This is a genomic window from Sphingomonas sp. ABOLE, assembly GCF_003950455.1.
GTDB lineage: Bacteria > Pseudomonadota > Alphaproteobacteria > Sphingomonadales > Sphingomonadaceae > Sphingomonas > Sphingomonas trueperi.
In genome coordinates, this window is sequence record NZ_QQWY01000025.1 from 49,789 (window position 1) to 71,761 (window position 21,973).

The window sequence follows — 21,973 nt, forward strand, 5'->3', positions numbered from 1 at the left end:
GGCTTTGCTTCGCGACCTCGAGGCTTCGCGGCAGGGGCGGCCCTTGGCGCCGCGCCTGCCGCGGTGGTGAAGGCTCTGGGGGGCGAGGTTCAGCTCGGCTTGGTGGGTACCGTCGCCAGGTCCGCATCAATCGCCTTGAGCTTGGCATCGGTCAGCAGCGCCGGGAAATAGGCCCGGATGCCGACCAGCGTCTGCCCGCGGGCCATGTCGATTTGCGGGTTCTTGACCATGTCGGGCAGATGCTTGGCGAGTACCGCCCGGGCGGCAGGATCGTCGAGCATCTTGCCCAGCGGCGTGGTCAGGCTGTTATACTTGCCCGACGTCATCGCCGCTTTGGTGCGGGCCTGCAGATCGTCGATCTCCGCGCCCCAGGGATCGCGCGCCGCCACCGCCTTGCCGTCCGCGGCGAAGTCGAGGATCTCGTCGCCCGATGCGGTGAAGCGCGGCCAGGCCGGCAGGCCCGCGCCGTTGGGATCGCCCTTCTTGGCGAAGTTGGCGAGATAGGCGCTGATCGTCTTGCCGACCTGCTCGTCCTTCGCCGTCGTCGCCGCGCCATATTTGATGCGGGCATTGTCGAAGAAGAACGGGATGTCAGTGGCATGCCCGGCGCCCGGCTGGCCGACCGAGTCCGCAACATAGGAGAAGCGATACTCCCAGACCGGCACCTTCTGCGCGGCGACCATCGCGCTCGCCTCGCGCGCGCCAGCGATCATGAAGCCGGACTTGCCGCCCATGTCGGCGCTGGTCGCGCCGATCAGCATCGGCACATGCGCGAAGTCGCCGCTGGCATAGGCCTTTTCCTGATCGACGAGCAGCTTGCCGTCGAGCATCGGGCCGCCATAGGTGCGCGGCCCCGGCTTGGGCTGGAACAGCTCCATCATGCTGAGGCCATCGGTCACCTGCTCGGCGCTGAGCGCGCGGAGCTTGGCGAGCGCATCCGGGGCGGCGGGGTCGATATCATGGGCGCGGGCGAGGTTCTCGCCGATCGCCTCGGCATCCTTGAGCGTCGCGTTCTTCGCCGTCTGCGCGTTGCCGCCGGACATCACGACCGCCTTGCTGAACAGCCCGCGCGACAAGGGCGAGGTGACCAGCGTGTGGACCGACATGCCGCCGGCGCTCTCGCCGATGATCGTCACGTTCGACGGATCGCCGCCGAACGCCGCGATGTTCTTCTGCACCCATTTGAGCGCGGCGATCTGGTCCATGAAGTTGTAGTTGCCGAGCAGCCCGCCGTCCGGATTCTCCTTGGTGAGCTGGGGCAGGGCAAAGCTGCCGAAGCGCCCGACTCGGTAGTTGAAGCTGACGAACAGCACGCCCTGCTTGGCCATGTTGGCGCCGGCATAGGTGGGCGGGGAGGCGCCTCCGTTCACGAAGCCGCCGCCATAGATCCACACCATCACCGGCAGCTTGGCGGTGGCCGATGCGGCAGCGGGCTTCCAGACGTTGAGGTACAGGCAGTCCTCCGCAGGCGTGGTGCCGAGCGGCGCCGCATCGCTGGGAAAGGGCTTCTGCATGCAGTCATGGCTGTACTGGGTGGCGGGACGGACGCCCTGCCAGGCCGCAGCCGGCTGCGGCGCGCGCCAGCGCAGGGGCCCCACCGGCGGTGCGGCGAAGGGAATGCCCTTCCAGCTGGCCACGCCGTCCTCGATCGCGCCCTGCACCTTGCCCGTGTCGGTGGCAGCCACCGGCGCGCTGGTCTGCGCCACCGCGGCGGCGGGCATCGCGCAAGCCGCCACCCCGCAGGCCAGCGCTGTCATCCATGCCTTCATGCTCGCATCTCCCGTGATAAGTCTCATGTTCAGAAGCTCTTGGTAATCTGGAAATTGAACGTGCGCCCGAGGATATTGGCGTTCGACGGATCATAGGCACCGAAATTGCTGCCGGCACGGGTCAACACGATGGGCGGATCCTCGTTGGTGACGTTCTGCACGTTGAGGCCGAGCCGCAACCCGCCGAGCAGTTTACTGCCCTTGGGCACGGCATAGCTGATGCCAAGATCGGCGGTGGTCCAGGACGGCACCTCGGATTGCGGCTGGCCGGGCAGCGGGATCGTGTTGGTGTAGCTGCCGACATAGTTGACGAACAGGTTCACCCCGAATCCCGACTTGTTCCAGCCGATCTGGCCGCGGCCGCGCAGGCTGACCGGATAATAATAGGTATCCAGCACGTCCTGGGTCATGCCGCCGGCGACGGTCTGCAGCGTCTGGTTGAGGATACGCGTGGCGTTGGCGCTGACGAACCAGCGGCCGATCCCGGTCTGCAGCGTGTAGCTCAGCTGCACGTCGATGCCGTCCTGGAAGGTCGTCGCGGCATTGGCCGAGCGGCCGTCGACGATGACGTTGACCGAGCAGGCGCCGAGCACGGGCACGTTGTAGAGCGCGGGATGGTCGGCGATGAAGCGGGCCAGCACCGGGTCGTAGGTGGCGGGGCTGCCGCTGACGCACGTCGCCGGATTGTTCACCGGGATGATGTAGCGGCTGTAGAGCGAGGCGAAGGTCGGGTTCGACAGGAACAGGCCGGTATTCTGGCCGACGATCTGGTCGCTGTAATGCGTGTTGTAATAGGTCACCGACGCCCGGAAGCCCGACGTCTTGGGCGCGAAGTCGAGGCCCGCGGACCAGGTCGTGGCGGTTTCCGGCTGGAGGTCGGGATTGGCGCCGATGATCTGGTAGGCGCTGGAGTTGCCCGGGAAGACGAAGCCGATGTCCGGCCGGCCCGATGCGTTGACGATCGGCACGCCGATCACCGCCGCCGAGAAGTTGCGCGGATTGGTGTCGGTCAGCGCGGGCGCGCGGAACGAGGTGCCCCAGGAGCCGCGGATCGAAAGCGCGTCGTTCACCCGCCAGGTGGCGCCGACCTTGGGGTTGGTGGTCGAGCCGAAGTCCGAATAATTGTCGTAGCGCACCGCCGCATCGAGATCGAGCGACTGGACGAGCGGTATCCCCATGTCGGCACCGAGGATCGGCACGAACAGCTCGGCGAACGCCGAGGCGGTGGTGCGCCGCGCCGTCGTGTCGTTGGTGACGGCGTAATTGTTGTTGGCGGGATTGTTCTCGAACGCGTTGTTGCTGCCGTTGACTAGATGCTGGCGATTATAGGCGAGTTCGCCGCCGAAGGCGGTGCGCACCGATCCGGCGGGCAGCGCGAACAGCGGTCCGTCGAGCTTCAGCAGGCTGTCGTAGAAGGTGTTGTACGCGAGCTGGACGTTCGATCCCATGAACGTGCCGTATTGCGCGGCGGTGAGCGGCGTCGTCGTGAACGGATCGATGCGGCCCGCCCGGATCTCGGCCGACAGCGCCGCGCCATTGGCGTTGTTGTCATAGTTGCAGATGCCGCAGGTGGAATCGTGCGCATAGGTGAAATAGCCGTCCACCTTCCAGCTGCCGGGCAGCTTGCCGGTAAAGCCGCCTGTGAGGCTGATCGTCTCGGCCGGATTGCTGGTGACCGACGGGCCGTTGAAGAACAGCAGCGGATCGACCGCGATCAGCTGCCCCGGCGCACCCCCGCACAAGGCGCTAGACGATGCGGCGTTGGCCGGCGCGCCGCCGATATAGGTGGGGCTCCCCTGGCAGATGGTGATGTTGTTGCCGAGCCGGCTGTTGCCATAGGCGCGGCTCAGCGTGTCGCGCTTGGTGTAGAAGCCCTGGGCGAACACCGAGATCGCGTCGTTCACGTCCTGGTTCAGGATCAGCGCCGCCTGGTGCCGCTTCTGCTTGCCGAGGAAGTCGGTGTAATCGGCGGCGTCGACCAGATTGGCGCCCGGCGTCAGCTGCCCGAAGGCGATCCCCGGGCCGGCCCCGCGCGGCAGCGTGTAATAGCTGTATGGGCTGCCATTGCCGCCGACGATCAGCGTCGGCCCGGTGACCCCCAGGGTCGCATCCACCGCACGCGTATCGGGCCCGCCGACCCCGCGGAGGTCGCGGCGAAGGAACCTGGAGCGGCCATTGGCGAACGGCTCGCGATAATCATAGTCATAGGTGGCGATGACGTTGCCGCTGCCCCAGTCATAGCCGGCGGTGATCGATCCGCCCCATTGGTTGTTGTAGCGCGTCACCGTACCGCGGCCGGTGACCTCGATGCCGGTGAAGTGCTTGCGCAGCACATAGTTGATCACGCCCGAGATCGCGTCCGAGCCGTAGATGGCCGAGTTGCCGTCGCTCACCACTTCCACCCGCTCGATCGCGGCGATGGGCAACTGGATCGCTTCGGTGAAGGTCGTCGCGGCACCGCTCGGCACCACCCGCCGGCCATCGACCAGCGTCAGCGTGGCGGAGGTGCCCAGGCCCCGCAGGTTGATCGCGGTGCCCTGGGTCGAGTTGCCGCCATATCCGGCGGTACCGCCCTGGCGGTAGACCGGGCCGGAGCCGCCCGAATTGGGGTTGTTCTGCACCTGCGGCAGCGTCTGCAGCACCGAGGCGACGTCGGTAAGGCCGGTGGCGAGCATCTGGTCGCGATTGACGGTGACCGTTTCCGATCCGACCGGCTTCACCCCCGAGATGTTGGTGCCGGTGACGATGATTTCCTGCTCCTGGGCGGGCGGCAGCGGCTCGGCGGCCGTCGTTTCCGGCACCGCCTCCTGCGCCCAGGCGGGTGCGGCAAGGGCCGTCGTCAGCGCCAAAATGCTCATGCCCGCTGCGGACCGAACCAGCCGTCGCGTTGCTTCCATCGTCATCCTCCCATTTCGTCTTGCGGGGCGATGTCGATCGCTCGCCCCGTAGCGGGTCGGTCGGATGGGCGGGCCGAGAACGGGTGTCGGACGGGCGCGTGTCGATGGTCGGCGCGGCAGCGTGTGCCGGCGCGTGCGCTTTCAGAAATCCCCTCTCGCGCCCGGCCTGTGTCGACCGGCTTCGCTCGAAAATAGGTATGACGTATTGCTATTCAGCGAAGAAATAGAATTAGTGGATCGATTGATTACAAGAATGAAACGATGGCGGGCGCACTTGCCCGAAGCGTCATCGACGCAATAACATGATCCGCCGATCGGATAACAAAAGCGGATCGGTTTGCGAGGAGAGGGCAGAATGCGGCGGACGCCGAATCTAACGAGCCTGCGGCTGTTTCTGCAGGTCGCCCAGCATGGCAGTTTCAGCGAGACCGGCCGCTCGGCCAATGTGTCGCAGCCGGCGCTCAGCCGCACGATCCGGCTGCTCGAGGAGCAATTGGGCGTGCGCCTGTTCGATCGCAATTCGCGCAATGTCGCGCTCACCAGCGCCGGCGAGGCGCTGCTGCCGATCGTCGAGCGGCTGACCGCCGACTTCGACCACGCCTTTTCGGAACTGGCGCAGAATTTCGCGGGATCGCGGGGTCGCGTGGTGATCGGCGCGCTGCCGTCGGTCGCGGCGGGCACGCTGCCGGCGGCGATCGCCAGCTTCCGCGAGCTGCATCCCCAGGTCGAGATCGTGTTGCGCGATCACCTGTCCGGCGCGCTGTTCCAGGCGATGGAGGAGCGCCAGCTCGACCTGGCGGTGACCACGCCCCCCGACGCCGGCAAGTTCGTCTTCGATCCGCTGATGCAGGATGCCATGGTGCTGGTGGTACCCGCCGGCGGCCCGCTCGATACCGGCAAGCCGGCGCGGTGGAGCATCTTCGCCGAGCATCCTTTCATCGCCATGGCGCCGCGCAGTAGCGTCCGCGCGCTTACCGACGCGGCGATGCTCCAGGCCAATGTCGCCGCGCGGGCGCTGTACGACTGCACCCAGCTGGCGACGGTAGGCGCGCTGATCGAAGCGGGGCTGGGGATCACGGCACTCCCCGAAACCACCTTGCGGATGCTCCACGGCGGCCGGATCGCGGCGCGCCCGCTGGTCGATCCGGTGATCGAGCGCACGATCGGCGTGGCGCGGCTGGCCGACCGGACGCTGCCGCCGGCGGCGCAGCGCTTTCTCGAGCATTTCCTGAAAGTCGCCCGCTGACCAAAAAAGAGGGCGCACGATCGCTCGCGCGCCCCTGAGGAGGGATCGGGTCGGGCTACGCGCTAGAAGCGGGCGCTCGCGCGAATATAGGTCTGGCGGCCATAGGGATCGGCGACCGAGGAGAGGTAGCCGGTATAGATCGCGTGCGGCGGCGCCTTGTCGAACAGGTTGGTCACGCCGACGCCGAGCTCGAAGCGGCGATCCGGGCCGAAGCGGAAATTGTACTGCGCGTCGAACACGGACCAGGCGCCGATCCGCGCCACTTCCGGCGCACCGACGACCTGCTGATAGTCATCGCGGACGCTGGAGACGTAGCGCCAGTCGATGCTCAGCGCATGATCGGCCAGCGAGACGTCGACGCCGGCGACGTTGCGGTAGCGGGGCGCCGCTGCAGCGGTGAGCGGCGAGGTCTGGTAGTTGTTGCGCTTGCCGACGCCATCATAGACCAGCGTGCCGGTATCGACGTCATATTTGACCAGAATGCTGAGGTTGTCGCGGAAGGTGAAGCCGACCGGGCCGATGGTACCCTCATAGCGTCCGGCGACGTCGATGCCCGAGGTCGCAGTGCCGCTGGGGGCATTATAGGAGGTGACGATCACCGACTGCGCCACGCCGGCAGCATCGCGGATCACGTTCGGCCCATTGGGGTCGGCGTTGATCACTGCCTGGCCGTTCTGCAGCTGGATCTGGCTGCGATAGCGATAATGCCAATAGTCGACCGACAGGCTGGCACCGCGCACCGGCAGCAGCGTCGTGCCGATATTGAAGACGTCGGCCTTTTGCGGCTGGAGCGACGGGTTGCCATATTGCAGAACCGATCGGAACACGAGCGAGCCGTCGCGCGGATCGATGATGTTGGCGACGTTGGTGCCGATCAGCGCGTTGCTGGAGTTGGCGATGGCCGGCGCCTGGAACGCCTTGCTGGCCGAGGCGCGGATCGCGATTTCCGGGATGATCCGCCAGTTCGCCGACAGCTTGGGCGCGACGGTGTTGAAGTTGCCATAATCCTCGTAGCGGGCGGCGGCATTGAGCGTCAGCGTGTCGAGCGGCTTGAAGTTCGCCTCGGCGAAGACGCTCTTCACCTCGCGCTTGAGGTCGGTATCGCGGAACGGGCCGTTGAAGGCGCCGAAGCCGTTCTGGAACAGGTCCGAATAGCGGCCCACCTGCCGATCCTTGCGGAACTGGGTGCCGACCGCGATGTCCAGCGGCCGCCCCGCGATCTCTACCAGCGTGCCGTTCAGCACCGCCTCGCCGATCAGATATTCGCGGATGTTGGTCGAGGTCTCTTCGGTCTGGATGTTGTAGAGCAGCGACGGGTCCTGCGTCAGATTGTCCTTGGCGAAGGGGCTCAGATACAGGCAGTTGCCCGACCCCGGCACCGCGCCCGAGCCCGCGCCGTTGAACCGGATGTTGCAGTTGGGGCCGCCAAAGCCGTTCAGCGCGGCCTGGAACAGCCGCATGTCGGTGTCCTTGTCGACCGAATTCACTTCGCCGCGCGACCAGGTGAAGCTGGCGGCATAATTCCACCGGCTGGAGATCGCCCCTTCCGCGCCGACCACGAGGTGCCGCTGGTCAACCTGGTCGCGCTGGACCTTGTAGCGGGTGCCGGCAAAGCCCTGCGATCCGATCGCGCGGCCGATGAAGCCGACATCGACGCCGAAGGGATTGAGCGGGTTGCTGCCCGGCACGATCGGCGGGGTGGGGCCGTTGCGGTTCTGGGCGAAGGAGGGGACGCCGTAGCGCTGCGCATCCTGGTGATAGAGGCCGAACTCGACGTACAGCGCATGGCCGGGGGCGAACTTGAACCGCGTGTCGTTGTGGACGAGGACCGATTGCGAGGCGGGGCGGATCGGGTTCTGCGCCTGGAAGCTGAACTGGCACGCGCCGAGGCCGAAGCCGGGGCTGTTCGCGGCCGGCACGTAGCGGCTCTGCGTTGCGGCCGATCCGCAATCCGGATCGACGACGGTCAGCGTGCCTGCGGCGTTCTTGAAGCGGTCGTACAGCGTCGAATAGTTGTTGCCGTTGATCACGACATCGCCGCCGCTCGCAGTGCGCGGGCGGGCATAGAGCACGAAGGCGCCGGGATTGGCGCCGGAGCCCGATGAGGGGTTGAAGAAGTTGGTGACGTCGCGGTCGCCATTCTGCAGCCGCTCGATGTTGCGATAGGCGAAGGAGGTGACGCTGCGGATGCGGTCGTCGCCCAGCCCGACCATGCCTTGCACGTTGAACGCTGGCGTGTCCTCGATATGCGTATACTGGCCGGTGAGCTTCACCCCCTCGAACCGCGTATCGGTGATCACGTTGAGGACGCCGGCCACGGCGTCCGCGCCATAGGTGGAGGAGGCGCCGTCCAGCACGGTCTCCAGCCGCGCAATGGCGATCTCGGGCGTCAGGCTGTTGAGGTTGACGAAGCCGTCGGTCGGTACCACCCGGCGGCCGTTGAGCAGCACCAGCGTCGCCCCGGCGCCCAGACCGCGGAGATTGGCCGAGCGCGTGTCGCGCGAGTCCGCGCCACCGCCCTTGGCAAGATCCTGGATGCCGCCGGCACTGCCGACATTCTGCGGGATATAGCGGGTGATGTCGGCGAGCGCGTTGACGCCGGTGCGCGCGATGTCGGCCGCGCTGACCGAGAGGATCGGTGAGGCGCGATCCTCCTGCCGCACGTTGCGAAGGAAGGAACCGGTGACGATGATCTCTTGCTCGGCGGGCGGCGCGGCTTGCATGGTGTCGGATGGTGCGGCCTCGGGCGCGGACGTCGTCTGCGCAAAGGCGGTTCCGGCATGCAGCAGCGCAAGGCTGGCGGTCGCGAGCGAAATGCTGGCGCACAGGCGGTGCGATCGAGCGTTGGTCATGGCACTCCCCTCCATTTTTGGCAGGCGGGGACTGTACGGCCGGCGACATGCCGGCCTCGGCGCAGCGGGTGCGCAGAACCTCCCCTGATGTTCGGCTGGTGTCTTCCCGAGCCTGCCGCTCCGCTATGCGACGCAGAGGCGCTTTTAAAAAATAGAAAGTTTGGAAGCATTGATCCGGAAAGTTGATGGCTCGCGCCCGTCTCCAACCCATCAACAATATGCATTGATCAATAGAATGTTTGACATTGCGGTATGGGTTGCTCCTCCGCATGATTGCGCTGCCCGGCATCGACCGGGTGGGGAGGATTATGCTGGCCTTTATCGGCGCCCTTGCGGTCCTGGCACTGCTCGCGCTCATCTTGTCGAACCGGACATCGCCGCTCGCCGCGCTCATCCTGGTGCCGGTGGCCGCGGCGCTGCTCGCCGGGCTGGGCGGGGCGATCCCGGCCTATGTGCTGGCCGGCATCGGCAAGATCGCACCGGTCGCGGGCATGTTCATCTTCGCCATCCTGTTCTTCGGGATCATGACCGATGCCGGGCTGCTTGCGCCGCTGGTCGGGCTGGTGCTGCGGCTGGTGGGCGAGCGGCCCCGCCATATCGCCATCGGCACCGCGCTGCTGGCGCTGCTGATCCATCTCGACGGTTCGGGGGCGGTCTGCTTCCTGATCACCATCCCGGCGCTCCGCCCGCTCTATGACCGGCTCGGCATGGACCGGCGGGTGCTGGCCTGCACCGCCTCGCTCGCCGCCGGGGTCAACTTCCTGCCCTGGACCGGACCGACGCTGCGCGCCTCGGCGGCGCTGAAGGTGCCGGCGGCGCAGCTGTTCGTGCCGATGATCGGCGTGCAGGCGGCAGGGCTCGCCTTCGTCTTCACCGCGGCCTGGTGGCTTGGGCTTCGCGAGGAGCGGCGCATCGCCGCCGGCATTCCGCTGCCCAGGTCGGCGGGCGCTACGATGGCATCCGCGGCCGCCGCCGAGCCGATGGCGGACGATCCCAACCTGCGCCGCCCGCAGCTGATGCCGTTCAATATCCTGCTCACGCTCGCCGTCGTGGGCACGATGATCGCGGGGCTGGTCGAGCCGGTCGTGGCCTTCATGATCGGGACGGCGCTGGCGTTGATGATCAACTATCCCGATGCCGCCCAGCAGCGCGCCCGGATCGACGCGCATGCGCGCGCGGCGCTGCTGATGGCGGGCGTGCTGTTCGCGGCGGGCGCGTTCACCGGCATCCTCAACGGATCGGGCATGATCCGGGCGATGGCCGAGGCGGTGGCGCAGCACGTGCCGGAGGGCGTGGGCGGAAGCCTGCCGGTGCTGCTCGGGGTGGCCTCGATGCCGCTCAGCCTGTTGTTCGATCCCGACTCCTTCTATTTCGGCGTGCTCCCGGTGCTGGCCGAGGTCGGCACCCGGTTCGGCCACGCGCCGGCGACCATGGCGCAGGCCGCGCTGCTCGGGCAGATGACCACCGGCTTCCCGGTCAGCCCGCTCACCCCGGCGACGTTCCTGGTCGCGGGGCTGAGCGGCATCGAGCTCGGCGCGCACCAGCGCTTCGCCATTCCCTGGCTGTTCGCCGCGACGCTGGTGATGGTCGCCGCCGCGCTGCTGATCGGAGTGCTCCCGCTGTGAGACCGGAACCTATCCGCATCGGCGCCGGCGCCGGCTTCGCAGGCGACCGGATCGAACCGGCGCTCGAGCTGGTCGAGCAGGGCGCTCTCGACTTCCTGGTCTTCGAATGTCTCGCCGAGCGCACCATCGCCGCGGCGCAGCAGCTCCGCCAGAGCGACCCGCAAGGCGGCTTCGATCCGCTGTTGCTGGAGCGGATGCGCCGGGTGCTGCCGGCGGCGCGCGCGCGCGGCGTGCGGATCGTCACCAATGCGGGCGCCGCCAACCCGGTCGGTGCCGCCCACGCAGTCGCCGCGCTCGCGCGCGAGATGGGGCTGCACGGCCTGCGCATCGCTGCCGTCACCGGCGACGACGTGCTCGATCTGGTCCGCGGCGCCGAGCATCCGCTGATCGACCGTCCGGGTACCAGCGCCGATCTCGCCCGCATCGTCTCCGCCAACGCCTATCTGGGGGCGGGGCCGATCGCCGACGCGCTGGCGCAAGGCGCCGAGGTGGTGATCACCGGCCGGGTGGGCGATCCCGCGCTGTTCGTCGGGCCGATGGTGCATGCGTTCGGCTGGTCGCTGGACGATGCGCCGTTGATCGGCCGCGCCACCGTGATCGGCCATCTGCTCGAATGCGCCGGCCAGCTGACCGGCGGCTATTTCGCCGATGACGGCCGCAAGCAGGTGCCCGGCCTCGCCCGGCTGGGCTTTCCCTTCGCCGAGGTATCGGCGGATGCGAGCGCCGTGCTCGGCAAGGTCGCAGGATCGGGCGGTGCGCTGACGCTGGCCAGCTGCAAGGAGCAGTTGCTGTACGAGATCCTCGATCCGGGCGCCTATGCCCAGGCCGATGTCGTGGCCGATTTCCGGTCGGTGCGCTTCGCCGAGCTGGGGCCCGATCGCATCGCGGTCTCTGGTGGCGACGGTCGGCAGCGACCCGACGCGCTCAAGGTCTCGATCGGCTATGACGACGGCTTTATCGGCGAAGGGCAGATTTCCTATGCGGGGCCCGGCGCGGTCGGGCGCGCGCGGCTCGCCGCCGCCATCGTCGAGGAGCGGCTGGCGATCATCGGTGCCCCGGTGACCGAGCTGCGCAGCACGCTGATCGGGCTCGACTCGGTCGATCGGACCGGCCGGCCGCCGGAGGTCGACCCGCGCGAGGTGCGGCTGCGCGTCGTCGGGCGCGCCGCCACGGCCGAGGCGGCGGCGCTGATCGGGCGGGAGGTCGAGGCACTGTACACCAACGGGCCGTTCGGCGGCGGCGGCGCGACGGCGGCGGTGCGCCCGGTGCTTGCCGTCGCCTCGACGCTGATCCCGGCGGCGCAGGTCCGGCCCGCGATCACGCTGGTGGAGGCCTGAATGCTGCTCGGCGACATCGCGCACGTCCGTACCGGCGACAAGGGCGACCTCTCGCAGATCTCGGTCATTGCCTTCGACCCGGCCGATTATCCGCGCCTGCTCGCGGCGGTGACCGTGCCGCGCGTGCTGGCCCATCTCGCCGGCCTGCGGGTGCGGCAGGCGACCCGCTATGCCTTGCCGGGGCTGGGCGCGCTCAATTTCGTGCTCGAAGGCGCGCTGAGCGGCGGCGTCACCCGCTCGCTGGCGCTGGATGCCCATGGCAAGTCGCTGGGCGCGCAACTGCTCGACCTGCCGATCGACGACGCATTGCGCGTGGAGGATGCGGAATGAAGCGCCATCACCTGTTGCTGGCGGCGACCACGGCCAGCCTGTTGGGGACCGGCGCGGCGGAAGCGCGGGTCACCCGCTTCGTCGTCGAGCAGCGGCGCGAGGTGCCGGCGGTGCGGCCCGGCGCGCCGGCCTATGTGATCCTGCGCGGCTATTATGAAGGCGCGATCGATCCGCGCGACCGCCGCAATGCGATCATTACCGATCTCGCGGCCGCGCCCCGGCGGAAGGATGGTCGTGTCGCCTACCGCGCGACCTTCGCCATCGCCTTGCCTGCCGATCCGGCGCGGGCCAGCGGCTTCCTCCTGTACGACGTGCCCAATCGCGGCAATGGCGACGTCGCCGCCGATGCGGAAGGCCATGTGCGGGTGGTGAGCGGCTGGCAGGGGGACATTGCGCCGCAGCCGGGTATCCAGACCCTCGCGGTGCCCACCGCAGCGGGGCTGACCGGCTGGGTGCTCCAGCGCTTCACCGGCGTCGCCACCAGCACGGCCAGCATGCCCATCGACGGCGGCATCGGTCGCCCAACGCCGCGCCCGTTGCCGGTGTCGCTGGACACCCGCCAGGCAACGCTGTTCGTGCAGGCGGGCGACGATGCGCCGCGCAAGGCGATGGCTGCGCGGGACTGGGCCTTTGCCGATTGCCGCACGCAGCCCTTTCCCGGCACGCCCGACCCCCGCCAGCTCTGCCTGCGCGGCGGGTTCGACGCCGCCAAGGGTTATACGCTCGTCTATCGCGGCAAGGATCCCAGGGTGCTCGGCATCGGCTTCGCCGCGGTGCGCGACCTCAATGCGTTCCTGCGCTTCGCCAAGGTCGATGATGACGGCACGCCCAATCCGCTGGCGGGCACGATCCGCTGGGCGATCGTCAGCGGCACGTCGCAATCGGGCAATTTCGTCCGCAGCCTGATCGCGCTCGGCTTCAACCAGGCGGAGGACGGGCACCGGGTATTTGACGGCGCCAACCCGAACATCGCCGCACGGCAGGTGCCGCTGAACATCCGTTTCGGCGTTCCAGGCGGCGCGGCGGGCATGTTCGAGCCGGGCAGCGAGGGCAGCCTGTGGTGGAGCCGCTATGACGACAAAAGGCGAGGCAGAGGCGTCTCCAGCCTGCTCGACCGCTGCACCGCGACGCGCACCTGTCCCAAGATCGTCGAGACCTTCGGCTCGGCCGAGTTCTGGGGCCTGCGCATGTCGCCGGGGCTGATCGGTACCGATGCCAGGGCGGACGTGCCGCTGCCGGCCAATGTCCGCCGCTATTACTTTCCCGGTGTGACGCATGGCGGCTCCTATGTCGGCGGCTTCCCGCTGGACGGCGACAAGGCCTTTCCCGGCGCGCCCGCCTGCACGCTCGCGTTCAATCCCAATCCCTCGATGGATACCCGGCGTGCGCTGCTCAAGGCGCTGGCCGACTGGGTACAGACCGGCAAGGCGCCGCCGCCCAGTCGCTACCCGATGCTGGCCGCGGGCGATCTGGTGGAGGCGACCGCGTCGGCAATGGGCTGGCCCGCGATCCCCGGCGTACCGAGCCCCACCGGCATGCTCAACCAGCTGCCCGACTATGATTTCGGCCCCGGCTTCCATGCCGTCGATCTCAGCGGCGTGCTCACCCGCCAGCCGCCGGCCGTGCGGGGTACGATCCCGCAGCTGGTGCCGCGGGTGAATGCCGACGGCAACGAGACGGCGGGCGTGCCCTCGGTGCAGCTGCAGGTGCCTTTGGGGACCTATACCGGCTGGAACCAGCTGGCGCGCGGCTATGGTGCGGGCGGCAACTGCGGCTTTGTCGGCGGCTTCATCCCCTTCGCCCGCACCGAGGCCGAACGTCGCGCCAGGGGCGATCCGCGCCCGTCGCTGGAGGCCCGCTACCGTGACCATGCAGGCTTCGTGGCGCGCGTCCGCGCAGCGGTTGCGGCGCAGATCGCGCAAGGCTGGCTGCTGGCCGAGGACGGTGCGCGGCTGATCGATCAGGCCGAGAAGAGCGATGTCCTTCGCTAGCCTTGCCCTGGCATTGGCGACCCCGGCTGCGCCCGAAGCCGCCTGCGCGGCGCTGGCGCGGCAGATCCCCGACACCCGCACCGAATGGGCGGAGGCGCGGCTACTATCCGGGCGACACTTGCCCGCGCACTGCCGGGTGATCGGCACGCTGCGGCCGGTACAGGGCTCGCGGATCGGCTATGAACTCTGGTTGCCGCGTAGCTGGAGCGGTCGGCTCCAGATGCTGGGCAATGGCGGCTATGCCTCGGCCCTGCCCGAAGCTGCGATGGCGGAGGGTCTGGCGCGCGGCAGCGCGGTGGTCGCGACCGATACGGGGCATGAAGGCGATGATCCCGACTTCGCCCGCGGCCGTCGCCAGGCGATCGTCGACTGGGGGTGGCGCGCGGTGCATGAGACCGCGCTGGCCGCGAAGCAACTGGTGGCGCGCTTCTACGGCCGTGCGGCGGCGCACAGCTATTTCAACGGCTGCTCGACCGGCGGCCATCAGGCGATGATAGAGGCGCAGCGCTTCCCGCGCGACTTCGACGGCATCGTCGCCGGTGCGCCGGGTTCGAACCGCGTCCGCCTCAACGCTGCGTTCCTCTGGCAATATCTGTCGAACCACCGCGCGGGCGACGATCGGGCCCCGATCCTTGATCGGCAGGATTTGAAGCTGCTCGCTGCGCAGAGCTTCGCCTTGTGTCGCGGTGCAAATGGCAAGGCCGCCGGAGGCTTGCCCGGCGATCGCTGGCTGAACGATCCGCTCCAGTGCCGGCCCGATCCGGCTGCGCTGCTCTGCCGTCCGGGGCAGACCGGCGGTTGCCTCAGCGCCGAAAAGGTGGCGGCGGTCGCCAAGATGCGGGCGGGGGTGAGCGATGCGCGCGGCGCGCAGGTCACCTTCCCCTGGCTGCCCGGCAGCGAGGCGGGGTGGAGCGCCTATTGGGCGGATCCACGCCAGCCCAGCCAGCCGATGCGGGTCAATTTCTGGCGGGTCTGGGCGTTCGACGATCCTGCCTGGAACTGGTGGCGCTTCTCCTATGCGCGCGACCTGCCCGCCGCGATGCGGCGTCTGTCGCCGGTGATCGACGCGACCGATGCGGACCTGCGCGCCTATCGTGCACGGGGTGGCAGGCTGCTCGTCTATCACGGCCTTGCCGATCCGGTGGTGTCGCCGCTCGATACGCTCACCTATCGCCGGGCGATGCTCGCGCGAACGGGCGCGGCAGCGGACTGGTACCGGCTGTTCCTCGTGCCGGGCATGGGACATTGCGGCGGCGGGGACGGACCAAACCGGTTCGATGCGCAGGCCGCGATCGAGCGCTGGGTGGAGCAGGGGCAGGCACCCGCGCGGCTCACCGGCACGCTCGCCGACGGCACGACCCGACCGATCTGCGCCTATCCGGCCCGCGCCCTGCACCGCAGCGGGGACGGCACGAAGGAAAGCGATTTCATCTGCGCGGCACCACCGCCGCCGCGCATCCGACGATAAAACAGGGAGAGGGACATGAAGAGGATCGGTTTGGGTTGGCTCGTTCTGGGCCTGATGAGCGGCACGGCGATGGCGCAGACCGCGCCGAAGAGCATCGACGCGGCGGATGCGCGCGCCCGCGCGACCGACGCGAAGATGACCGATGACGAGCGGTTCCAGCTGCTCCACGGCATCATGCCGATCGCCTTTCCGGGCACGCCGCCGCTGCCGCGCGCGGACCTGAAGCCCACCGCCGGCTGGATCCCCGGCGTGCCGCGGCTCGGCATACCCGACCTGTACGAGACCGATGCCAGCCTGGGCGTCGCCAATCCGCTCCAGCTGCGCAAGGGCGACTATTCGACCGCCCTGCCGTCCGGCCTCGCGCTGGCGGCGACCTGGAGCCCCGAACTCGCCTTCAAGGGCGGGGCGGTAGCCGGCAACGAGACGCGGCAAAAGGGTTTCAACATCCTGCTCGCCGGCGGCGTGAACCTGGCGCGCGATCCGCGCAACGGCCGCAATTTCGAATATCTGGGGGAGGATCCGCTGCTCGCCGGCCGGCTGGCGGGCGCCTCCATTCGCGGCATCCAGAGCCAGAAGGTCGTCTCGACGATCAAGCATTTCGCGCTGAACGACCAGGAGACGCTGCGCAACAGCATCGACGCACGCATCGACGAGAAGCCGTTCCGGGAGAGCGATCTGCTCGCCTTCCAGCTGGCGATCGAGGACGGCAAGCCCGGATCGGTGATGTGCGCCTATAACCGCGTCAACGGCGACTATGCCTGCGGCAACGACTTTCTGCTGAATCAGGTGCTCAAGCGCGACTGGGGCTTTCCCGGCTGGGTGATGTCCGATTGGGGCGCGGTGCACGACGTGAGCTATTTCGCCAAGGGGCTGGATCAGCAGTCCGGCGCGCAGCTCGACAAGCAGATATTCTTCGACAAGCCGCTGCGCGCCGAAGTGGCGGCAGGCCGCGTGCCGATGGAACGGGTGCGCGACAGCGTCCGGCGAATCTTGCGCTCGCTTTACGCGGTGGGCGCGGACGCGCCGCTCGCGGAAGGCGCGATCGACGAAGCCGCCCATGCCGCCGCGGCGCGCGCGGTGGCCGCAGCGGGAATCGTGCTGCTCAAGAACGACGGCGATGCGCTGCCGCTGGCGGGCGCCAAGTCGGTCGCGGTGATCGGCGGCCATGCCGATCTGGGCGTGCTGTCCGGCGGCGGGTCGAGCCAGGTGACGCCCAAGGGCCAGGTGACGGTGCTGCCGCTGGGCGGGCGGGGCATGATGGGGGCCTGGGCCCGCCAGCTCTATATGCCCTCCTCGCCGCTGCGTGCGCTGGCCGCCGCCATGCCGGGGGCGGAGGTGGAGTATGACAGCGGCTATGACCTTGCTGCGGCAACGGCCTTCGCGAAGCAGTCGGACGTGGCGATCGTGTTCGCCACCGCGTGGAGCAGCGAGGGCAATGACTTCAGCATGACGCTGCCCGAGGGGCAGGACGCGCTGATCGCCGCCGTCGCCGCCGCCAATCCCAACACGATCGTGGTGCTGGAGACCGGCAATCCGGTGAAGATGCCGTGGCTGGACAAGGTGAAGGCGGTGGTCGAGGCCTGGTATCCGGGGCAGGAGGGCGGCGCGGCGATCGCCGACGTGCTGACCGGCAAGGTCAACCCCTCGGGCCGGCTGCCGATCAGCTTCCCTTCGGATGAGACGCAGCTCCCCCGCGCGGAGATTCCCGGCTGGGGGCAGCCGGAAGGTTCGCAGGCTACGGTGACCTATCCCGAGGGTGCGGAGGTGGGCTATCGCTGGTACGCTGCCAAAGGCACAAGGCCGCTGTTCCCCTTCGGCCATGGCTTGAGCTACACGCGGTTCGAGCAGTCCGCCTTGCAGATCCGCGGCGGTGCCCAACCCGAGGCGACGGTGACCGTGCGGAACGTCGGCAAGGTCGCCGGTGCCGAGGTGGTGCAGCTCTACCTGACCCGGCGGGGCGCCATCGACACGCGCCGCCTGGCGGGTTTTGCGAGGGTCGAACTTTCTCCCGGCGAGAGTCGTTCGGTGGTCGTGAAGATCGAGCCGAAGGTCCTCGCCGACTGGACGCCCCGGGGATGGCACCTCGCGGCCGCAACCTACAGCTTCACGAGCGCAACCTCAGCCGGTGGCGCGGGCCTTGACGCTACCATTAGACTGCCAGAGCGCCAGCTGGGCAGGTAACAGCCCGTTCTAAGTCTGATCGCCGGCATCGCTGCTGTTCCAGGATGCCGGCAATCTACCCCTAAGGGCAAGGTAGGCAATCTTCCGAGCATTCGCGCGGTCCTTCCGGTAGACGTTAGGATAGACGCCCAGCGCCACCGTGCCCGGCTTGCCGTCGTGACGAAATCCCACCGCCAGTACCGAATCACCGCCAGGCTGAACGAGGAGGTACATGCCGTGCATGTCCTGAGTCTTAAATGCTTTGTCCCGCGGTTTGACTCGACGGACGGCTGCATCGGTGAGCATGCCGGTATCTCCTCCGCCGGCGCAGTGCTGATACCGTCAAATATGCCGTCAGGTGCCGCGGGTTCCAATGGATCGACCCCGATCTCGGTGGATCAGATACCGTCAAAAACGGCGCAAATCCGCGGGTTTTTGGACGATGCTGGATGTCTGCGGAGAGGTGTAATCGCCCCCACTAACGCCGTTTTCCTCGCCCTCTCGCAAAACGCACTTTGTTCATAAAAAACCCATTGGCTGAAACTCGCTAAGAACCGGCTTTTGTGAACTGAAACTCACTAACGAGGGAAACACCAAAGCTACATAGCGATGAAGGTGTCAGGCGCGTGCGCGCAATGCCATGTCCCTGAGAGCCTCGGCCCAGAGCGCGAGTGTTTCGCTGCCGCGCATATCCACGTGTGCCGCAGTTCCGTCGCGCAATTGCCCGTTCCACGCTTCGCACCAGTTAGCGAGCCCATCGAGAGCATCGGGAATCGCGAGGTGGAATTCGTCACCGTTGACAAAGCCTTCGTCGTCCGTCGGCAGCCCCGGGAGAACGTGGCCTGGGATTTTGACCGATTTTTGGAAGGCGAAGCCTGCTTCAGGGATGATCCGTCGAGGTGCCTGATTTCCGGCCAGCACGTGCGTGACGATTGTGGGCTTGCGCGCTAAAGCAAGAGGATCTTCGTTCAACAGCATGTGGATGAGCGGCAAGCGCATCAGAATGGCGCCCAAGCCCTTTCCCCTGGCGGTATCGTCCACCATGAGGCCGCCGATTTCCCATTCGTGCTGGCCCGCGTCGAAGTGCGCGTAGCTCATCCCGACGAATGTGCCATCGTCCATAACCGCGCACCAAACGGAACGGTCCCAAACCAGATCCTGAAAGGTCTCGAACGTCCGCGGATAAATCGCACTATGCATAGCAGCGAAATCGGTGTGCCACTTATGGGCATGACCGATCTCATCGGAGTCAACTATGCGGAATGTGATATGCAAGTGTAGTCCCCCTCCGCAGCCTGTCTCTGCGGAGGGCGCGCACTACGCTAATGCGGCAATCGACGCAATGAGTGAAGATCAGCCGCGAAGTTCTCGCACTTGCGCCCGAGCCTTCTTAATCAGCACCTCGAAAACTGCCGGCCGAGCAAGCCGATGCGGCGCGGAATCCCCACGGGTCCAACGTCCGATCGTCGGGCGAGAGACGTTCAGCGCGCGAGCGAGCTCAAGGTCGTCAACGCGGAGCAGCTGCTGCGAAGCCTTCACCAGGCCCGCAAAGTCCTGCTCAACGTCGGTGCACGACGCGCTTTCCAGATTCTCAACGAGCTCGTCCAAAGCCTTTGCGGTCTTTGCGCGAACTTCCTCCACGAGACGCATGAGCTGCGAGACGTCGACGACGTGCAGCTTGGATGCCTGCGGATTAGCCATTTTCTTGCTCCTAAGCGCCTGCATCAGCAGGCGTGTTCATTATGCACAAACTGGTGTCGTGATCAACGGTTTCAAGCGCGATAAAAATTTCATTCTTTCAGTCGCTTATATAGCAGCAAATTTCGGACCCTCGTGCAGGATGCACAAAATACCTTCGAATCAGAGCCCGAGGCGGGTTGCGACCTATGGTCGAATCGGCGGTGAAATCCACGATGACGGGACTGATCGCGCTTGGACGGCTTGGGGCTCCGTGGGCAGATTATTTACTCTCCGGTAGGCAGGCTGTCGTTGAAGAATGGGAGTGGGGGATGATCGTGCATACGACCGCAAGCCAAGCTTGGCAGGATTTTCAGAATCGTTCAGGCCTGGAGCGTAAGGGCCGCGATGCAGAACTGATAGCGGAACTAGCTACGAGATTCGGCTGCACGGTGTCTGAGCTTGATGCAAAGATACAGCAGGTGAGTTTGGATGAGCTTGTCCGCACCTTGTTTAAGGCAGTAGCGCCGTTCGCCGAAATGTGCCGGGACATCGTGCTCTTCTTCAAAGAAGCAGGTGGAGCAACCGGCCGCAACAACTGGGTGGTGGCCCTCCAAGAGGATAACCTCGACCTGCGTGACTTCGAGCAGTTCGCCAGTCTCGTGCCGCAGACTGCTTCAACGATCAGCTGCCCATCTATCGATTTCGGCACTGCGCATGCGTTGTATGGAGAGATGTGGAAGTTGGACCCCCGGCAGACAGGCGCCTTCCCAGAGGATGTTCAACAATGGTTAGAGGCATATGACCGAGGTCAGTATCTCGAGATGCCGACATCTCTTAGACCCAGTCAGGTCGACGCGGCTCTAGAAGACGCCTCGAAGGTGTATCTTGCTGCTCTGCTAGACCTCCAAGCGTCAGGGTTGGACAGGGCTGATGTGGAAACAATGCGACAAATCCCGGGCAGTCGTCCTGGGGACTTCCGTGTCGCATTTGATTTGCCGGCGCTTGCCGCATTTGAGGGGGACCAATGGCTTCGGACAGGAATTTGCGGCCTTGCCAGCTCACTGAGGATGTCAGCTGAACATCTGGCGGACGCGTTTGTGGGTGTAAATCAGCGTTTGCGGAGCTGCCCGCGGCGCGAGCTTCCGCTGAACGTCGACCTCCCCCTTTTGCAGCGCATCCTGTCTTTGCCCATTTGGGCGAAGCGCCACGAGGTTTATGCCGTCTGGATCGCAACGGAAATCCGCAGAGCGGTTCGGGGGTATCCCGTCATCCTACACGACAAAAATGGCAAACTAAACTTCACCTTCTCTGAGGAGGAGATCGCCACCATCACGTCAGAGGGCGGGAAGGTGAAGCTCATCGCGGAGCGAAACGTCACCTTGTCCAATCCGGTGAGTAAGAAGCGGAAGGGTCATGCGCAGCCAGACTATGGTCTGTGGGTCGAGGGGCAAGGCCAACCTGTCTGCCTGATGGTTGTCGAGGTGAAGCACTACAAGCGCAGCGCAGGACGATCCTTCGCTGAGATGTTTGTCGATTATGCGCGTGCGCATCCGATCGCAACTGTGGCGATGGCGGCGCACGGGCCAGCCGGCCAAGCGCTGAAGCGAGCTACTATTCTAGACTCGGTAGCTGCGGGCAGGTGCAAGCCGTTTGGCCACCTGACACCTGGAGATAGATGCGTTCGGGAGCAGTTCCGTGCCGAAGTCCTGAAGCATGTCGGCCCGCCGGCCGCGATCAAGGGGGCGGAAGTGCTCGTGATCGACATCTCGCAATCGATGGCTAACACAGTCCTCTACTCCCCCGTGTTCAAATCTTGGTTGAATCAGGCAAAGCAGGAGGTTGCCTCCGCCATTCTGGTCGATACGGAGCAGCGCTGGGAGGGAAATTCGGACGATGTCACAGAGGCTCTGGTTCGGCCCATGAACTGTGGGACTAGTCTAGCCCCAGTCCTAAACAGGATCCTCGCCGATTATGAGTTGGCGCGTGTCGCAACTGATCGGGAGGGTGCCGAAGAGCTCAAGCGGCACTTTCGCTCGCGAGCTCGCATGACCGAAATGGCCGACGGTTTGATTGCAGTTGAAGTGACGGCCTAATAATAGCTGTTCGCGAGTGTGAAGCGGCGGCTTCTCCAAGATTCGACAGTGCGCCAGGGTCGGAGGATTTGCGGCGACAGCAAAACGTCGCCGCACCTCCGCGTGTCACACGAGCGCGCAAATTAAGAACCAAATTGGCAATAAATTCGACGCTCATGTTAACTTTTTTGCTGTTTTCGCGACCCTATGTCGCCATTTGGCAAATAGGGAATGTGTTGTGTTTAGAAAATCTAAGAGCGGAACTGCAATGCTTATTGCAGTATGGTTGATAGTTGGGCTGTCAATCGGTGTGTTGGGCTTGGCGGCTCGAATGGCTTATGAGTATCGAGCTAATAATTACAGTGGAGCACAGGCCGTTCAGCAAAACTACCAAGCCGAGCCACCTGAACAATGGCGTTTGAACCGCGCCGGGTCTGCCGGAGGCGTTGGGTTGTGAGTCACGCTGCCATATCGAGGTTGTCCGCGGCAGCATAATATTGCTCTTCGGCTTCGGCAGGCGGGATGTTGCCGATGGGTTCGAGCAGC

Annotated in this window: 14 protein-coding genes; 8 read left to right on the forward strand and 6 right to left on the reverse strand. The window is 66.3% G+C overall.

Translation table 11 applies throughout. The features are described from left to right. Positions 1 to 89: 89 nt before the first annotated feature. Entirely contained in the window at positions 90 to 1,769 is a 1,680-nt protein-coding gene (locus CA234_RS15690; RefSeq protein WP_126002162.1) for a carboxylesterase family protein, read from the reverse strand. 29 nt (positions 1,770 to 1,798) lie between these two features. Next, entirely contained in the window at positions 1,799 to 4,627 is a 2,829-nt protein-coding gene (locus tag CA234_RS15695) for a TonB-dependent receptor (RefSeq protein WP_164521844.1), read from the reverse strand. Between the two features lie 394 nt (positions 4,628 to 5,021). On the opposite strand from CA234_RS15695, the gene CA234_RS15700 reads away from it, so the two are divergent. Further along, positions 5,022 to 5,912, forward strand: coding sequence for a LysR family transcriptional regulator (locus CA234_RS15700; protein WP_125976761.1), 891 nt, complete (start codon positions 5,022 to 5,024; stop codon positions 5,910 to 5,912). Between the two features lie 62 nt (positions 5,913 to 5,974). Here the strand turns inward: CA234_RS15700 and CA234_RS15705 are convergent, their stop codons facing one another. Further along, positions 5,975 to 8,764 carry a TonB-dependent receptor gene (locus CA234_RS15705; protein ID WP_164521845.1) on the reverse strand — a complete coding sequence of 930 codons (2,790 nt, stop codon included), beginning with the start codon at positions 8,762 to 8,764 and terminating at the stop codon, positions 5,975 to 5,977. A gap of 308 nt (positions 8,765 to 9,072) precedes the next feature. Between CA234_RS15705 and CA234_RS15710 the strand changes: the two genes are divergently transcribed. From CA234_RS15710 to CA234_RS15735, 6 genes are read left to right on the forward strand one after another with little or no spacing between them, the layout of a single operon-like run. Then, the gene (locus tag CA234_RS15710; protein ID WP_125976763.1) at positions 9,073 to 10,389 is read left to right on the forward strand and encodes a citrate:proton symporter; all 1,317 of its coding nucleotides are present in this window, start codon (positions 9,073 to 9,075) and stop codon (positions 10,387 to 10,389) included. Further along, positions 10,386 to 11,726, forward strand: coding sequence for an acyclic terpene utilization AtuA family protein (locus CA234_RS15715; protein ID WP_126002165.1), 1,341 nt, complete (start codon positions 10,386 to 10,388; stop codon positions 11,724 to 11,726). The genes CA234_RS15710 and CA234_RS15715 overlap by 4 nt, the downstream gene beginning before the upstream one ends. Further along, positions 11,727 to 12,056, forward strand: a complete 330-nt coding sequence (locus CA234_RS15720; protein WP_126002166.1) for a hypothetical protein — start codon at positions 11,727 to 11,729, stop codon at positions 12,054 to 12,056. Then, positions 12,053 to 14,047 carry an alpha/beta hydrolase domain-containing protein gene (locus CA234_RS15725; protein ID WP_126002167.1) on the forward strand — a complete coding sequence of 665 codons (1,995 nt, stop codon included), beginning with the start codon at positions 12,053 to 12,055 and terminating at the stop codon, positions 14,045 to 14,047. Before CA234_RS15720 ends, CA234_RS15725 begins: the two co-directional genes overlap by 4 nt. Then, the gene (locus CA234_RS15730) at positions 14,034 to 15,515 is read left to right on the forward strand and encodes a tannase/feruloyl esterase family alpha/beta hydrolase (RefSeq protein WP_126002168.1); all 1,482 of its coding nucleotides are present in this window, start codon (positions 14,034 to 14,036) and stop codon (positions 15,513 to 15,515) included. The genes CA234_RS15725 and CA234_RS15730 overlap by 14 nt, the downstream gene beginning before the upstream one ends. Positions 15,516 to 15,530: 15 nt before the next feature. Continuing rightward, positions 15,531 to 17,696 carry a glycoside hydrolase family 3 C-terminal domain-containing protein gene (locus CA234_RS15735; RefSeq protein ID WP_126002169.1) on the forward strand — a complete coding sequence of 722 codons (2,166 nt, stop codon included), beginning with the start codon at positions 15,531 to 15,533 and terminating at the stop codon, positions 17,694 to 17,696. 9 nt (positions 17,697 to 17,705) lie between these two features. Here the strand turns inward: CA234_RS15735 and CA234_RS15740 are convergent, their stop codons facing one another. From CA234_RS15740 to CA234_RS15750, 3 genes are all read right to left on the reverse strand, one after another. After that, the gene (locus CA234_RS15740; protein ID WP_125976769.1) at positions 17,706 to 17,981 is read right to left on the reverse strand and encodes an Arm DNA-binding domain-containing protein; all 276 of its coding nucleotides are present in this window, start codon (positions 17,979 to 17,981) and stop codon (positions 17,706 to 17,708) included. 312 nt (positions 17,982 to 18,293) lie between these two features. Beyond that, a complete protein-coding gene (locus CA234_RS15745) occupies positions 18,294 to 18,950 on the reverse strand; it encodes a GNAT family N-acetyltransferase (RefSeq protein WP_126002170.1) in 657 nt (218 codons plus the stop codon). Between the two features lie 78 nt (positions 18,951 to 19,028). After that, positions 19,029 to 19,376, reverse strand: coding sequence for a hypothetical protein (locus tag CA234_RS15750; protein WP_126002171.1), 348 nt, complete (start codon positions 19,374 to 19,376; stop codon positions 19,029 to 19,031). A gap of 212 nt (positions 19,377 to 19,588) precedes the next feature. Here CA234_RS15750 and CA234_RS15755 point away from each other — a divergent pair, with 212 nt between their 5' ends. Continuing rightward, positions 19,589 to 21,448, forward strand: a complete 1,860-nt coding sequence (locus CA234_RS15755) for a hypothetical protein (protein ID WP_126002172.1) — start codon at positions 19,589 to 19,591, stop codon at positions 21,446 to 21,448. The last annotated feature ends 525 nt before the right edge of the window (positions 21,449 to 21,973 follow it).